Annotated in this window: 12 protein-coding genes; 7 read left to right on the top strand and 5 right to left on the bottom strand. The window is 74.6% G+C overall.

The genetic code is table 11. The features are described 5' to 3' along the window. Positions 1-60 precede the first annotated feature (60 nt). The 4 genes from ACF1BN_RS30835 (at position 61) to ACF1BN_RS30820 (ending at position 4,601) form a co-directional block, all read left to right on the top strand. Entirely contained in the window at positions 61-1,110 is a 1,050-nt protein-coding gene (locus tag ACF1BN_RS30835; RefSeq protein ID WP_392334876.1) for a glycine betaine/L-proline ABC transporter ATP-binding protein, read from the top strand. Beyond that, a complete protein-coding gene (locus ACF1BN_RS30830; RefSeq protein ID WP_392334875.1) occupies positions 1,103-2,911 on the top strand; it encodes an ABC transporter permease/substrate binding protein in 1,809 nt (602 codons plus the stop codon). The genes ACF1BN_RS30835 and ACF1BN_RS30830 overlap by 8 nt, the downstream gene beginning before the upstream one ends. A 392-nt stretch (positions 2,912-3,303) precedes the next feature. Continuing rightward, entirely contained in the window at positions 3,304-3,855 is a 552-nt protein-coding gene (locus ACF1BN_RS30825; protein ID WP_392334874.1) for a helix-turn-helix domain-containing protein, read from the top strand. Next, positions 3,852-4,601, top strand: coding sequence for a helical backbone metal receptor (locus ACF1BN_RS30820; protein ID WP_392334873.1), 750 nt, complete (start codon positions 3,852-3,854; stop codon positions 4,599-4,601). The genes ACF1BN_RS30825 and ACF1BN_RS30820 overlap by 4 nt, the downstream gene beginning before the upstream one ends. On the opposite strand, the gene ACF1BN_RS30815 is transcribed toward ACF1BN_RS30820, so the two are convergent. Beyond that, entirely contained in the window at positions 4,528-5,688 is a 1,161-nt protein-coding gene (locus ACF1BN_RS30815) for a TDT family transporter (protein WP_392334872.1), read from the bottom strand. The genes ACF1BN_RS30820 and ACF1BN_RS30815 overlap by 74 nt on opposite strands. Before the next feature lie 562 nt (positions 5,689-6,250). Here ACF1BN_RS30815 and ACF1BN_RS30810 point away from each other — a divergent pair. Further along, positions 6,251-7,168: a LysR family transcriptional regulator gene (locus ACF1BN_RS30810; RefSeq protein WP_392334871.1), complete on the top strand. Its 918-nt coding sequence runs from the start codon at positions 6,251-6,253 to the stop codon at positions 7,166-7,168. A 448-nt stretch (positions 7,169-7,616) separates the two neighbouring features. Here ACF1BN_RS30810 and ACF1BN_RS30805 read toward each other — a convergent pair whose 3' ends face one another. Further along, a complete protein-coding gene (locus ACF1BN_RS30805) occupies positions 7,617-9,248 on the bottom strand; it encodes an amidohydrolase (protein ID WP_392334870.1) in 1,632 nt (543 codons plus the stop codon). Positions 9,249-9,691: 443 nt separating this feature from the next. Continuing rightward, the gene (locus tag ACF1BN_RS30800; protein WP_392334869.1) at positions 9,692-10,459 is read right to left on the bottom strand and encodes a TetR/AcrR family transcriptional regulator; all 768 of its coding nucleotides are present in this window, start codon (positions 10,457-10,459) and stop codon (positions 9,692-9,694) included. Between the two features lie 67 nt (positions 10,460-10,526). On the opposite strand from ACF1BN_RS30800, the gene ACF1BN_RS30795 reads away from it, so the two are divergent. Continuing rightward, a complete protein-coding gene (locus ACF1BN_RS30795; RefSeq protein ID WP_392334868.1) occupies positions 10,527-11,972 on the top strand; it encodes a purine-cytosine permease family protein in 1,446 nt (481 codons plus the stop codon). 64 nt (positions 11,973-12,036) lie between these two features. On the opposite strand, the gene ACF1BN_RS30790 is transcribed toward ACF1BN_RS30795, so the two are convergent. Beyond that, a complete protein-coding gene (locus ACF1BN_RS30790) occupies positions 12,037-12,723 on the bottom strand; it encodes a gamma-glutamyl-gamma-aminobutyrate hydrolase family protein (protein ID WP_392334867.1) in 687 nt (228 codons plus the stop codon). Positions 12,724-12,864: 141 nt separating this feature from the next. Then, complete coding sequence (locus tag ACF1BN_RS30785) at positions 12,865-13,599, bottom strand: FadR/GntR family transcriptional regulator (protein WP_392334940.1); 735 nt, start codon at positions 13,597-13,599, stop codon at positions 12,865-12,867. A 94-nt stretch (positions 13,600-13,693) separates the two neighbouring features. On the opposite strand from ACF1BN_RS30785, the gene ACF1BN_RS30780 reads away from it, so the two are divergent. Continuing rightward, on the top strand, positions 13,694-15,058 hold the full coding sequence (locus tag ACF1BN_RS30780; RefSeq protein WP_392334866.1) for a glutamine synthetase family protein: 1,365 nt from the start codon (positions 13,694-13,696) through the stop codon (positions 15,056-15,058). Positions 15,059-15,142 lie beyond the last annotated feature (84 nt).

The following is a 15,142-nucleotide window of genomic DNA, read 5'->3' as shown; positions in this document are numbered from 1 at the left end:
GCTCCACGGCCCGGTCGCGGGGGTGGCGGGCCGTTCCTCCCTGCTACCCGTGAGGTGAATGTGTCCAGGCTTCAGGCCGACCACCTGTTCAAGGTGTTCGGAAGACGCCCCGCCGAGGAATCCGACGCCGTCCGCGCCCTGGTCGCGGGCGCCGACCGCGACGCGCTCCGCGAGGACGGCGTCACCGCCGCCGTGGTCGACGCGTCCTTCGTCGTCGAACCGGGGCAGATCTTCGTGGTCATGGGCCTCTCCGGATCCGGCAAGTCGACCCTCCTGCGCATGCTCAACGGCCTGCTCGAACCGACCGCGGGCCGCGTCCTGTACGACGGCGAGGACCTCACCGCGCTCTCCCCCCGCGCCCTGCGCGAGGTCCGCTCCCGCCGCATCAGCATGGTCTTCCAGCACTTCGCGCTCTTCCCGCACCGCACCGTCCTGGAGAACGCCGGCTACGGCCTGGAGGTCCAGGGCGTCCCGCGCGCCGAGCGCGAGAAGCGCGCCGCCGAGGCCCTGGAGCTGTGCGGCCTGGCCGGCTGGGAGAAGTCCTGGCCCGACGAGCTCTCCGGCGGCATGCAGCAGCGCGTGGGCCTGGCCCGGGCGCTCGCCACCGACGCCGACCTGCTCCTCATGGACGAGTCCTTCAGCGCCCTCGACCCGCTGATCCGCCGCGACATGCAGGATCAGCTCCTCGTGCTCCAGAAGAAGCTGAAGAAGACCATCGTCTTCATCACCCACGACCTCAACGAGGCCATGCGCCTCGGCGACCGCATCGCCGTCATGCGCGGCGGCCGGATCGTGCAGCTCGGCTCCGCCGAGGACATCCTCGTCCGGCCCGCCGACGACTACGTGGCCTCCTTCATCCAGGACGTCGACCGCTCCCGGGTGCTCACCGCCTCCGCCGTCATGACCGACACCGAGGGCCCGGCCGACCCGGACGCGCCGGTCGTCGGCCCGGACACGCTCCTCGCCGACCTCTGCGCCCTCGCCGCCGCGGGCCCGCACCCGGTGACCGTCCAGGACGACGGCGGCTCCACCCTCGGAGTCGTACAGAAGGAAAAGCTTCTCGCCGTGCTCGGCGGGCTCACGGCCGAGGAGGTGACCGTCAGTGCCTAGGCTTCCCCTCGGCTCCTGGGTCGACAGCTCCGTCGACTGGCTCCAGGCGCAGTTCTCCTGGCTGTTCGACGCCATCAGCTCCGGCATCACCGGCCTGTACGACGGCATCGACGCCGTTCTGTCGGCACCGCAGCCGCTGCTGCTCGCCGGCATCCTCGCCGTCGTCGCCTGGTGGCTGCGCGGCCTCGCCGCCGGTCTCCTCGCCTTCGCCGGGTTCGCGCTCGTCGACTCCGTCCAGCTGTGGGACGAGGCGATGGCGACGCTGTCGCTGGTCCTCGTCGCCACCCTCGTCACCCTGGTGATCGCGGTGCCCCTCGGCATCTGGGCGGCCCGGTCCAAGACGGTCAGCGCGGTGCTGCGGCCCGTCCTCGACTTCATGCAGACCATGCCGGCGATGGTCTACCTGATCCCCGGCATCATCTTCTTCGGCGTCGGCGTCGTCCCCGGCATCATCGCCACCATCGTCTTCGCACTGCCGCCCGGCGTCCGCATGACCGAGCTCGGCATCCGCCAGGTCGACGCCGAACTCGTCGAGGCCGCCGAGGCGTTCGGCACCACCCCGCGCGACACCCTGATGCGGGTGCAGCTGCCGCTCGCCGTCCCGACGATCATGGCCGGCGTCAACCAGGTCATCATGCTGGGCCTGTCCATGGTCGTCATCGCCGGCATGGTCGGCGGCGGCGGACTCGGCGGCGCCGTCTACCGGGCCATCGGCAATGTCGACATCGGCCTCGGCTTCGAGGCCGGCGTCTCCATCGTCGTCCTCGCCATGTACCTCGACCGCATGACCGGCGCCCTGGGCCGCCAGGTCTCCCCGCTCGGCCGCCGCGCGATCGCCAAGGCCCGCGCGGTCACCGCCCGCCGTCGCACCGCGCAGCTGTGGGCGCACCGCCCGCAGCCCGTCACCGCGCTCGTCGGCATCGTCGTCCTCGCGCTCGTCGCGGGCGGCTCCGGCTTCCTCGGCGGCTCCGGCACCACGTCGACCACGGCCGCCGGCGCGGGCTCCGGCCACGGCAAGAAGATCAGCATCGGCTACATCCCGTGGGACGAGGGCATCGCTTCCACCTACCTGTGGAAGGAGCTCCTGGAGCGCCGCGGCTACGAGGTCGAGACCAAGCAGCTGGAGGCCGGCGCGCTCTACACCGGCCTGGCCGGCGGGCAGCTCGACTTCCAGACCGACGCCTGGCTGCCCGTCACCCACGCCCAGTACCTGGAGAAGTACGGGAACAAGCTGGAGGACCTCGGTTCCTGGTACGGCCCGACCTCCCTGGAGCTGTCCGTCCCCTCGTACATGAAGGACGTGAAGTCCCTCGCCGACCTCAAGGGCAAGGGCGACCGCTTCAAGGGCCGCATCGTCGGCATCGAGCCCAGCGCCGGGATGATGGGCATCCTGAAGGACAAGGTCCTGAAGGAGTACGGCCTGGAGGGCGAGTACGAGGTCGTGGACGGTTCCACGCCCGGCATGCTCGCCGAGCTCAAGCGCGCGTACGAGCGCCAGGAGCCGGTCGTCGTCACCCTCTGGTCGCCGCACTGGGCCTACTCCGCCCACGACCTGACCAAGCTCGCCGACCCGAAGGGCGTCTGGGGCAAGGGCGACGGTGTGCACACCCTGGCCCGCAAGGGCTTCAGCGAGGACAACCCCGAGGTGGGCGCCTGGCTGAAGGACTTCAAGCTCACGGAGAAGCAGCTCACCGGTCTGGAGCAGCAGATCCAGGAGACCGGCAAGGGCAAGGAGCAGCAGGCCGTCCGCACCTGGCTGGACGCCCAGCCGGGCCTCGCGGAGCAGCTGGCCCCGCAGTGACGCCGCAGTGACGCCGCAGTGACGCCGCACACGCGGGCCGCGGGCCCCGCGGGTGCCGGCGCGTGGTGCCGGCGCGTGGTGCGGTGAACGCCGGCGCGTGGTGCCGCGGCACCCGCGTGCGGTGACGTGACGGCGTCGAGGGGCGCGGCTCGCCCGCGCTGACGCCGGACCGCACCCGCGCTGACGCCGGACCGCACCCGACGGACCGGATCTCACCCGACGGAGAGGGGTGGTCGCCGAAAGTGTTCGGCGACCACCCCTCTCCGTCGTCCTCTCCGCCGCCCTTTCCGGCACCCTTTCCGTCACGACGCGAAACCTCGGCCCAAAGCTGCGTAAGGTGCAGGTAACCGGCCGGTACGTGATGAGGCGGCCGGCAGCGGGAGGGAGCCGCCGTGGACGAGAAGGAAGCACCCCGGGTGGGCGCGGCCGTGAAGAGACGCCGCCGGGCCCTGCAGCTCACCCTGGCCGTCGTCGCGTCCCGCAGCGGTCTCTCCGTCCCCTTCCTCAGCCAGATCGAGAACGAGCGGGCCCGCCCCAGCCGCCGCTCCCTGGAGCTGGTCGCCGAGGCCCTCCAGACCACCGCCGCCGAGCTCCTCGCCGTCGCCGAGGCCGCCCGCACCGTCGACGTCGTCCGCGCCGACGAGGGCACCGCCGCGATGCCGGACGGCGTGCGCCGCCTGGTGCGCGGCCGGCACCAGCTGCACGCCCTGGAGTTCTCCGGCGAGCAGGACGCGGGGCGCGAGTTCCAGCACCGCAACGACGAGTTGCTGTACGTCGCCGACGGCGCCGCCGAGGTCGAGGCCGAGGGCCGCGCCCACCGGCTCGTCCGCGGCGACTCCCTGTACCTCTCCGGCGGCGTCCGGCACCGCTGGCGCGCCACCGAGCCGGGTACCCGCCTCCTCGTCGTCGCCGTCGCCGACCACGTCGAGGTCGAGGAGGAATGACCCCGACCGGAATCCGGGGGCGGTCCCCTCGGGTCGTCTCGCTGGTGCCCTCGCTCACCGAGGCGGTCGCCGTCACCGCGCCGGGGCTCCTCGTCGGCGTCACCGACTGGTGCACCCACCCCGCCGGGCTCGACGTCGCCCGGATCGGCGGCACCAAGAACCCGGACGTGCCCGCCGTCCTCGCCCTCCGCCCCGACCTCGTCCTCGCCAACGAGGAGGAGAACCGCGCCGCCGACCTCGACGCGCTGCGGGCCGCCGGCGCGGAGGTCCTCGTCACCGAGATCCGCACCCTCGACCAGGGGCTCACCGCCCTCGGCGAGGTCCTCGCCGCCTGCGGCGCGCCCCGCCGCCCGCGCTGGCTGGCCGAGGCGGAGGAGGCGTGGGCGGCCGTGGAGCCGGTGGCGGACGGGGTCACCGCCGTCGTGCCGATCTGGTGGCGGCCCTGGATGGTGCTCGGCCGGGACACCTTCGCCGGCGACCTGCTCGCGCGCCTCGGCGTCCGCAACCTGTACGCCGACCACCCCGAGCGCTACCCGAAGGTCCCGCTCGCCGAGCTGACCGCGGCCCGGCCGCGCCTGGTGGTCCTCCCCGACGAGCCGTACCGCTTCACCGCGGACGACGGCCCCGAGGCGTTCCCCGGGGCCGCCGCCGCGCTCGTCGACGGGCGGATGCTCACCTGGTACGGGCCGTCGCTGGCGACTGCGCCGCGGCTGCTGGCGCGGGACCTGCGAGCAGCGCTCCGCTGACCAGACCGCGCAGGGTGTGGGCGCCGGCCACCAGCCAGGCCGCGGCGAGGAGCACGTACAGCCCGACCGCGAGCCAGCGGAAGGCGTCCAGACCGGTGTGACGGGCCAGCCCCTCGGCGCCGGTGACGCAGGTGCCGACCGGGAAGGTGAAGGCCCACCAGGTCATCGCGAAGCCCATGCCGGCGCGCCGGGCCCGCACCACCATCGCCCCGGCCAGCGCCAGCCACAGCAGCGCGAACCCCATGACCGGCACGCCGTAGAGGACGGCGAAGGCGGCGAAGCCGTGCGCGTACGTCTCGGGGAGCACGCCGGCGGCGGAGTCGGCGAAGGTGTTGGCGGCGGTGGTCGACTGCCCGAGCGGGCCGAGGACGAGGAAGAGCGTCGGGGTGAGCGCGAGGGGCAGCGGGCCGTCGAGGACGAGCCGGCCGAAGACCAGCGGCAGCATCACCAGGGTGGCGAGCAGGCTGATGCCGAACATCGCGTAGCAGGCGATCAGGAGGGTCTGCCGGGGCTGCCCCTCGGGCAGGTGGGGGAGGAGCAGCGGGCCGAGCGCGGCGGAGACCATGGGCGCGACGACGGGCAGCAGCCAGACGGGGGAGGCCTGTTCGATCCGGTGCCGGACCACCATCAGGTACGGCACGGCGACGGCGGCGGCGAGCCCCACGGCCGTGCCGGCGGTGAAGAGCACGGCGTCGAGGGCGACGGCCGCGGGGAGGCCTATCCAGTCCCTGCCGAGCGTCAGCGTGCCGCCGCCGACGGCGAGCAGCGCCATCGAGAGACAGCCGTAGAAGGGCGCCACCGCCGGGTCGAGCAGGTGGGCGCGGGCCTGGTCGCGGTGGCGGCGCCAGTGCGCGGCCCGGGCGGCGAGCAGGGTCAGCAGCATCGCGAGGGAGAGCGCCCAGACGGCGGTGCAGACGGTACGGAGACCGGGCACGGTGATGGGCAGCGCGGCGCCCGCGGTGCCGACGACGGAGGTGCCCATCACGGAGGCGTACCAGTTGGGTCCGAGGTGACGGACCGACCGGGTCACGCGGGCGCGCGCGGTGGTGGCGCCGAGGAGGGGGCGGGAGGTTGCGAGGCTTGCCATGCCTCCACCGTCTCCGCAGGCCGCGGCCCCCACCAGGGATCATGAGGCTATGACGTCATAAGCTGGCTTTATGAGCAGGGAGCGGGACGGCGGCGGCACGGAGGCGGGACGACGCACGGGCGGGGGCGCTGGGGGCGCGGGGGGTGCCGGAGGTGCGGGGGGTGCTGGGAGTGCTGAGGGTGCCAGAGGTGCGGGGAGTGCCGGAGGCGCGGGGAGTGCCGGAGGTGCAGGGAGCGCATGGAGTGCCGGGGGTGACGGGAGGGCCGTGGGAGGCGGGGGTGAGGGGCGTGCGGGTGGTACTGGTCGGGCGGGCGGCACTGGTCGGGTCGGCGGCTCCGGGCGGGTCGGCGGCTCCGGTCGCGCCGGGGGAGTGACGGCCGCGGCGGCGATCGTGGCCGCCGGCGGGGGTCTCGGCGGTACAGGCGGAGGCGGCGCGGGGCCGGGTGGTGGTTCCGGCGGGGGCACGTCATCCGGCGGCGGCGGCGGCGGCGGTGCGGGTGCGGGTTCCGGTACGGGTACGGGTACGGGTTCCGGTACGGGCGAGGCGGCGGCGCGCGGGCCCGTGACCGCGCACCTCTCGCACCGGGTGCCCGATCTCGGCGCCCTTGAACTGCTCCTCGCCGTCGCCCGGCACGGCAGCCTCGGGGCCGCCGCCCGCGAGGTCGGCATCACGCAGCCGGCGGCGAGCAGCCGGATCCGCTCCATGGAGCGGCAGCTCGGCGTGGCGCTCGTGGACCGCTCCCCGCGCGGCTCGCGGCTCACCGACGCGGGCGTGCTCGTCACCGACTGGGCGCGGCGGATCGTGGAGTCGGCGGAGGCGTTCGACGCGGGGGTGCAGGCGCTGCGGGGGCGCCGGGACTCGCGGCTGCGGGTCGTGGCGTCGATGACGATCGCCGAGTACCTGCTGCCGGGTTGGCTCATCGCACTGCGCGCCGAGCGGCCAGACACCGCGGTGTCGCTCCAGGCGGGGAACTCCGCCGTGGTCGCGGAGCGGCTGCTCGCGGGGGAGGCGGACCTCGGCTTCGTGGAGGGTCTCGCGGTGCCCGACGGTCTCGACGGCACCGTCGTCGCCCACGACCGGCTCGCGGTCGTGACCGCGCCCTCCCACCCGTGGGCCCGCCGCCGTGCCCCGATCGAACCCGCCGAGCTGGCCGCGACCCCGCTGGTGCTGCGGGAGCACGGCTCGGGCACTCGGCAGGTGCTCGACGCGGCCCTCGCCGCGCACGGAGGGCTCGCCCGCCCGCTCCTCGAACTCGCCTCCACCACCGCCGTGAAGGCGGCGGCGGTCAGCGGAGCGGGCCCGGCGGTCCTCAGCGAGCTCGCGATCGCCGAGGAGCTGTCCTCGCGCCGCCTGGTCGCCGTGCCGGTCGCGGGCGCGCGGCTCGCCCGCGACCTGCGGGCCGTCTGGCCGACCGGCCACCGTCCCACCGGCCCGGCCCGCGACCTCCTCTCCCTGACGAGGGCGCGGCCGGGCGGCTGAGTCCTTCCGGGCCGGGGGCTTCCCCGGCCCGGTCTCCCCGGCCCGGTCTCGCCGCCTGGGCTCGTCGGCCGGGGCCTCCTCGGACGCGGACTCCCCGAGGCCGGGGCTCGATGGCCTCCGGCTTCCCTGGGCGTGGGCCTTGTGGCCTGGGCCTTCCCTAGGAGGGTGCTCCGTGGCCCGGGACTTCCCAGGCGTGGCCCCTGGCCTGTGGCTGCCTTGGGCGTGGGCTCCGTGGCCCGGGGCTTCCCGGGCGTGGCCCCTGGCCTGGGGCTTCCCCGGGCGGTGGCGCCCCGGGTAGGGGACCTTCCCGGGAGATGGCCTCCCCGGACCAGGACCTTCCCAGGCGGTGGTGTCCCGGTCCGGGGCCTCCCGTGGCGGTGGCGTCCCCGGCCCGGGACCCCCACCGGGCGGTGGCGTCTCGGACCGGGACCTCCTCCGGTGGCGGCCTCTACAGCTGCGGGGCCCGGTGGGTGACGCGGCCGTCGACCGCCGTCAGGAGGACCGGGACGTCCGGGAGTTCCGCGGCGGGCGTGCCGAGAGGGTCGGCCGCGAGGACCGTCAGGTCGGCGCGGTGCCCCGCCGCGAGCCGGCCCGAGCTCCGCTCCTCACCGGCGGCGTAGGCCGCGCCGGTCGTCAGGCCGCGCAGCGCCTCCAGCACGGTCAGCGCCTGCTCGGGGCCGTGCGGCGGCTGCGCCAGGTCGCGGGAGGGGCGGCGGTGCACGGCGCCGGCGAGCACGCCCAGCGGAGGGAACGGCGCGATCGGCCAGTCCGAGCCGAGCACCACGGTCGCCCCCGAGTCGACCAGGTCGCGGCAGCGCCAGGCGCGTCCGGCGCGCTCCTCGCCGAGCCGGCGGGACCAGTTGTCGGTGTGGTCGGCGCGGGTGAAGTCGCAGCAATGGGTGGGCTGCATGGAGGCGATGACGCCCAGCTCCGCGAAGCGGCCGAGGGTGTCGTCCGGGACGGTCTCGATGTGCTCGACCCGGTGACGTACGCCCGGGTCGCCGCCGGTCGCCCGCGCCTTCTCCACGGCGTCGAGGACGTGCCGGACGGCGGCGTCGCCGATGGCGTGGGTCGCCGTCGGCACCCCGGCGCGGTGGAGCGCGCCGATGACCTCCGTGTACGCCTCCGGGTCCGGCCAGAAGGCGTGGGTGGACTCGCCGTGGCAGTCCGGCTTCTCCAGCCACGCGGTGCCGTTGTCGATCGTGCCGTCCATGAAGAGCTTCACGCCGGCGACCTGCCAGAGCGCACCGCCGCGGCCCTGGAGGGAGACCAGTTCCCGGACGCCGAGCGCGTCGGTGCCGGGCTGGCACCAGGGGGCCACCCGGAGCCGCAGCGGCAGCCGGCCGGCGGCGTCCAGCTCGGCGAAGAGGTCGAGGCTGTCGCCGTTGGCGTCCATGACGTGCCCGCCGGTCAGGCCGGACGCGGCCATCGCGTCCAGCGCCTCGGCCAGCCGCTCCAGGCGCTCGGCGCGGGTCGGCTGCGGGGCGACGCGCTCGACCAGCTGGCAGGCGGCGTCCTCCTGGAGCAGCCCGGTGGGCCGCCCGTCGGCGTCGCAGACGATCTCGGCGGACGCCTGGGCGAAGGTGCGGGGGCCGTCGACGCCGGCGAGTTCGAGGGCGCGGCGGGAGGCGAGCGCCGAGTGCGCGTCGAAGAGCAGCAGGAAGGCGGGGATGTCGTCGAGGACGGTGTCGAAGGGCGCGATGCCGACCGGCTCGTCGCCGAAGACGTTCGGGTCGAGGCCCCAGGCGAACAGCCAGTCGCCCCGGCCGAGCCCGCGCGCCTCGCGCGCCAGCGCCTCCCGCACGTCGGCGAGGTCGGCGCAGCGGGAGAGGTCGAGGCCGCCGGTGAGCTCGGCGCCGGTCACGGGGTGGACGTGTCCGTCGACGAGGCCCGGTGTGACGACGGCGCCCTTCAGGTCGACGACGGTGGTCGCCGCTCCGGCGAGCTCCCGCATCGCGCGGTCGTCGCCGAGCGCGGCGATCCGCCCGTCGTCGCCCACGGCGAGCGCGCTCTCGGTGAGGAAGCCGCCGGTGGCGGGGTCGAGCAGTCGGGCGGAGTGGAGGACGAGTCGGGTGGACACGGGGCTGCTCCTAGCGGTGGTGGTACGAGAAGGGTGATCACGGCACGGGCGGTACGGGCGCGCGCCACGCCCGGACGTGCGGGACGACGGGTACGCGGGACGACGGGTACGCGCCCGCCTTGGCCTGGGCCCCGACGCGCGACGGACGCCGGGGTCTTGCCGGTGCGCCTGATGCGTGGGCATGGGCCCGCGCCTGACACGTACGCCCGCGTGCGACACGAACGCCTGCGCCTGACCCGTACGCCTGCGCCTGACGCGTACGCCCGAGCCCGACGTCCGTGCCCGAGGCGTACGCCCCCGTGGCACCCGCGCGTTCGCCGCGGCCGGATGTCGGGCCGGATGTCGGGCCGGATGTCGGGCCGGATGTCGGGCCGGATGTGCAGCCGGTACGCCCCGGGTGCGCCCGGCGTGCCCGCGCTCGCGGGGTGTGCGGCGGCCCGTCGTCAGGCTCCGGCGGTCGCCACGTCGTCGGGGGTCGCCGCATCGGCGTCGGTCGCGGCCGCCGCGGCCGCCGCCAGGCGCGGCACCGCCGCCTCGGCCGCCTCCGTGGGGGAGAAGGTGAGCGGGAGGGTGCCCGTCGCGCCGGGCGCGTCGAGCGTGCCGTGCGGGAGGTCGAGGGCGCGCTCTGCGGTGCTGAGGGCCAGGCGGGTCACGGCGGCGGGCCGGTCGGTGCGGTCGGAGTTGGCGTGGGCGCCGAGGCCGTCCAGGACGACCAGCACCTGGATCGCCGCGGACCTGGGGTCGTCCGTGCGGAAGTCGCCGCGGGCGACGCCGTCGCGGATCAGCTCCTCCAGCCGGTCGTCGGAGGCCAGCTCCATCCGGGTGACCACGTCCCGCAGCACCGGCCGGTAGCGGCTCAGGTGCCGGGCGTTGATCCAGAGGCGGCTGATGTCGTCGTAGGCCTCGCCGGACGACAGCGCGAAGTAGCGGGCCAGGTACTGCGCCGGGGTGCCGTCCGGGCGCTCGGCCGGCAGCAGCGAGTCGAGCTCGCCGAGGGCCGCGACCGAGAAGGCCTCGGCCACCAGGTCCTCGGCGGAGGGGAAGTAGTGGCTGATCAGACCGGGCCGGACGGCGAGCTCCTCGGCGACGCGCCGCAGGGTGACGCACTCGAGACCTTCGGTCAGGGCGATCCGCGCGGCGGTCGCCACGATCTCCGCCCGCCGGGCCTCGGGTGATTTCCGGATTCGCTTGCGCTGGACGCTTGACGACATACCGACGATGCTATTGAGTGTGCGACCAATAAGCAACCAGGTGGGCAATCACGCACCGGAGGGCCGCATGGCTTCCACGATCCCCGACCCGCGCTCCGGGACAGAGCACGGGCCGGCACCCCTGCCGGCCGGTGACCGTCCCGGCCGCATCGAGGCCCACGGCATCGACCACATCCCGGACGGCGAGCGCCACGGCCACCCCCGTGAGCTGTTCTCCGTCTGGGCCGCGGCGAACGTCAACTACCTCAGCCTCGTCATCGGCGGAGCCCTGGTCCTCATGGGACTCACCCTCGGGCAGGCGATCGGTGTGATCGTCGTCGGCAACCTCTTCTGGGTCCTCACCGGCGTCCTCGCCACCTCGGGACCGGCGGCGGGCGCGCCCAGCGAGGTCATCACCCGCGCCCTCTACGGCATCCGCGGCAACCGCGTGAACAACGCCGTCGGCGGCTGGCTCGTCTCCGTCTGCTACTTCGCGCTCAACCTCGCCGCCGCCGCGACCGCCGCCTTCGCGCTCGTCGAGAAGGCCGGACTCCCGGCCGGCACCCCGACGCAGGTGGCGGTCATCGTGGTCATCGCCGCCCTCACGCTGGTGATCAGCGTCTACGGGCACGCGGTGATCATCAAGCTCTACCTGCCGATCACGCTGCTCCTGAGCGCCGCGTTCGCCGTCGTCGCCCTCGCCGTCGTGCGGAACGCCGACTTCTCGTACACCCCGGCGGAGTCGCACTCCGGCGTCGCCCTGTGGGCGCTGCTGCTCGCGGGCACCACGATGATCGCCTCGGGTCCGCTCTCGTACACCACGAGCGCCGACTTCTCCCGCTACCTGCCCCGCGACAGCTCCCCGCGCGCCATCGTGCTGTGGAACGCGCTCGGCGCGTTCGTGCCCAGCGTCGTCGTCTGTTCGCTCGGCGCCCTGGCCGCCACCGTCGTCGACATGTCCGACCCGCAGACGGCGCTCCAGGCCATCCTGCCGGGCTGGTTCGTGCCGGTCTTCCTGCTCGCCCTGGTCCTCGGCACCATCGCCATCAACGCCCTCACCGCCTACAGCGCCGGACTCGCCCTCCAGGCCGTCGGCCTGCGCGTCCGCCGGACGGTCAGCGTCCTCCTCGACGGCGCCGTCGCCGTCGCCCTCACCCTCTACGGCCTGCTGGTCTCCAACTTCCTGGACACCGTCAGCAACGCCCTCCAGGTCATCACGGTCCTCACCGGTCCGATGATGTGCGTCTACGTCACCGACATCCTGCTCCGCCGCAACCGCTACGACGTGGCCGCGCTCTCCGACGAGACCCCCGGCAGCCCCTTCTGGTACACCGGCGGCGTCAACATCGCGGGCGTGACCGCCCTGCTCGGCGGCGTCGCGGCCGGCGCGCTGTGCGTCGACAGCGTCTACACGGGGCCGGTCGCCGCCGCCGTCGGCATGGACCTCTCGCTGCCCGTGGGCATGGCCGTCGCCACCGCCCTCCATCTGCTCCTCGGCCGCCGTACGGTCGCGGCCACCCTCCCCGCCGCCTGACCGCGCGGCCCCACGAACCGCGGGGCGGCCGGACCGCCCACCCCGGCCGCCCCGCGCACCCGCCTCAGCGTCGTCGTGCGGCCGCCTCCACGAGGCCCCGCACGACCCTCGGGTCCTCGCCCATCTCCGGGTGCCACTGCACCCCGAGGGCCCAGGCCGGCTCCGCCGACTCCACCGCCTCGACCGTGCCGTCCTCCGCGTACGCCGAGGCCACCAGGCCCGCGCCCAGCCGGTCCACCGCCTGGTGGTGATAGGTCGGCACGTCGGCGAGCTCCGGGACCAGCGAGGCGTACAGCGTCCCCGGCACCGGCTTCACCGCGTGCCGCCCCATCACCCCCTCCGCCTCCACATGCCCGTCCAGGTGCTGCGTCAGCGTGCCGCCCAGCGCCACGTTGAGCAGCTGCATCCCCCGGCAGATCCCGAGCAGCGGGGTGCCTGAGGCGAGCGCCGCGTCGATCAGCGCCAGCTCCCAGGAGTCCCGCTCCCGCGCCGGCGGGCCGGTCCGCGGATCGGGCTCGGCGCCGTACCGTACGGGCTCCACGTCCGCCCCGCCCGCCACCACCAGGCCGTCGAGGCGGGCCAGCACCGCGGCCGCCGCGGCGGGCTCGTCCGGCGGCAGCATCACCACGAGACCGCCCCCCTCCCGCACGTACCGCGGGTACTGGGCGGGCAGCAGCGCCGCCGGCATGTCCCAGGCCCTCCAGCGCGCCCGGTCGAGATAGGTCGTCACACCGATGAGCGGCTGGGTCACGGGGGCTGCCTCCTGGTCGGGCGGTACGGGCGGTGCGGCAGTGTCGGCGGTGCATAGAGTGCATGCGGTGCCGGCGGTACGCGGGGGACCTGCCGCCGACTCTAGGCCGCGCCGCACCCCAATGGACCGCTGACATACCTTTCAGGCCAGGAAGCCGCGCAGCAGCGCCGCCGTCCCCGCGCAGTGCTCCCGCATCACCTCGCGGGCCGCGTCCGCGTCCCCGTCCAGGACCGCGTCCACCAGGGCCGCGTGCTGGTGCTGGGAGTGCTCCAGGTTGCGCACCAGGAGCGGTATGCAGTCCAGCAGGTCGTTGACGGTCGCGCGGACCGCCGCGTACCGGGCCGTCAGGCTCGGCGAGCCGGCGAGCTCGGCCAGCGTGAGGTGGAGCAGCGTGTCCTGGCGGCGATAGTCGGACGGCGAGGCGTCACGGGTCGCCGCGAGGGCCGCCCGCAGCCGCTCCGCGCCCGCCGCGTCCAGGCCCTGCGCCGCGCACAGCCCGGCCGCCCCCACCTCCAGGACCTCCCGGAAGCGCAGCGCGTCCTCCATGTCGACCGCGGCGACCCGGCGGCGCAGCTCGGCCTCGTCCGGGTCCCGCCGGCGCGGCAGCACGAACGTCCCGCCGTACCGGCCGCGCCGGCTCTCCACCAGGCCCTGCTCCTGGAGCACCTTCAGGACCTCGCGGAGCGTCACCCGGCTGATCCCCATCCGCTCGGCCAGCTCCCGCTCGGCGGGCAGCCGCTCTCCGGCCGGGACCAGGCCGAGGCGGACCACCTGGAGGACCTGCTCCAGCGCCTCCTCGAAACCGTTGCCCGCGCGGACCGGGCGCAGCACCGGCGTCAACCGGTCGGCGGGACCGCCGGGTTCACTCGTACGGATCACTTCTCGTCGCCCCTTCCCCTGGCACTTCCCAAGCAATGGTCTCGCCCCATACCTTATGACTCCCGGCAGGCCGAACGAGGAGAAGCGTCCCGTGGCAGACCGCACACCCCCGCTGACCGTCGAGGAACTGCGCTCCCTCGTGGCCGGCGGCGAGATCGACACCGTAGTCCTGGCCTTCCCGGACATGCAGGGCCGGCTCCAGGGAAAGCGGTTCGCCGCGCCCTTCTTCCTCGACGAGGTCCTCGCCCACGGCACCGAGGGGTGCAACTACCTCCTCGCCGTCGACACCGAGATGAACACCGTCGACGGCTACGCGATGTCCTCCTGGGAGAGCGGCTACGGCGACTTCGCCATGCGCCCGGACCTCGCCACCCTCCGCCGCGTCCCCTGGAACGAGGCCACCGCCCTGGTCACCGCGGACCTGGCCTGGGCCGACGGCTCGCCCGTCGCCGCCGCCCCCCGCCAGATCCTCCGCCGGCAGCTCGACCGGCTCGCCGCGCACGGCCTCACCGCTCACGTCGGCACGGAGCTGGAGTTCATCGTCTTCCGGGACACCTACGAGCAGGCGTGGGACTCCGGCTATCGCGACCTCACCCCGGCCAACCAGTACAACATCGACTACTCCGTCCTCGGCACCGGCCGCATCGAGCCCCTGCTGCGCCGCATCCGCAACGAGATGGCCGCCGCCGGCCTGACCGTCGAGTCCGCCAAGGGCGAGTGCAATCCCGGCCAGCACGAGATCGCCTTCCGCTACGACGAGGCCCTCGTCACCTGCGACCAGCACGCCGTCTACAAGACCGGGGCCAAGGAGATCGCCTCCCAGGAGGGGGTCTCGCTCACCTTCATGGCCAAGTACAACGAGCGCGAGGGCAACTCCTGCCACATCCACCTCTCCCTCCAGGACGAGGCGGGCGGCAACGTGATGGCCGGGGACGACCCGCACGGGATGTCGGAGGTCATGCGGCGCTTCCTCGCCGGGCAGCTGGCCGCGATGCGGGACCTCTCCCTCCTCTACGCCCCCAACATCAACTCCTACAAGCGCTTCCAGCCCGGCTCGTTCGCGCCGACCGCCGTCGCCTGGGGCCCCGACAACCGCACCTGCGCGCTGCGGATCGTCGGCCACGGGCGCTCCACCCGCTTCGAGAACCGGCTGCCCGGCGGCGACGTCAACCCCTACCTCGCCGTCGCGGCGATGGTCGCGGCCGGCCTCCACGGCATCGAGCGGGGACTCGAACTCCCCCCGCCCTGCACCGGGAACGCCTACGCCGCCGACCACGCGCACGTCCCCACCACCCTCCGCGAGGCCGCCGAACTCTGGGAGACCAGCGAGATCGCCAAGGAGGCCTTCGGCCCCGAGGTCGTCGCCCACTACCGCAACATGGCCCGCGTCGAACTCGCCGCCTTCGACGCGGCGGTCACGGACTGGGAACTCCGCCGCTCCTTCGAACGCCTCTGAGCAACCACCGAGGGAACTCCGCCGCTCCTTCGAACGCCGGAAACACCGAGGGAAGCCTCCGGGAACCCGGGCTCCCCCGACGGA

Source organism: Streptomyces sp. NPDC014861, from assembly GCF_043081625.1.
GTDB lineage: Bacteria > Actinomycetota > Actinomycetes > Streptomycetales > Streptomycetaceae > Streptomyces.
Note: the sequence above shows the minus strand (reverse complement) of the source record. Positions and strands in the feature narration are given on the sequence as shown.

Excerpts from the sequence above, each read along its gene's own strand:
- ACF1BN_RS30795 (WP_392334868.1), top strand. The coding sequence starts at position 10,527 with ATGGCTTCCACGATCCCCGACCCGCGCTCCGGGACAGAGCACGGGCCG.
- ACF1BN_RS30820 (WP_392334873.1), top strand. The coding sequence starts at position 3,852 with ATGACCCCGACCGGAATCCGGGGGCGGTCCCCTCGGGTCGTCTCGCTG.
- ACF1BN_RS30815 (WP_392334872.1), bottom strand. The coding sequence starts at position 5,688 with ATGGCAAGCCTCGCAACCTCCCGCCCCCTCCTCGGCGCCACCACCGCG.
- ACF1BN_RS30800 (WP_392334869.1), bottom strand. The coding sequence starts at position 10,459 with ATGTCGTCAAGCGTCCAGCGCAAGCGAATCCGGAAATCACCCGAGGCC.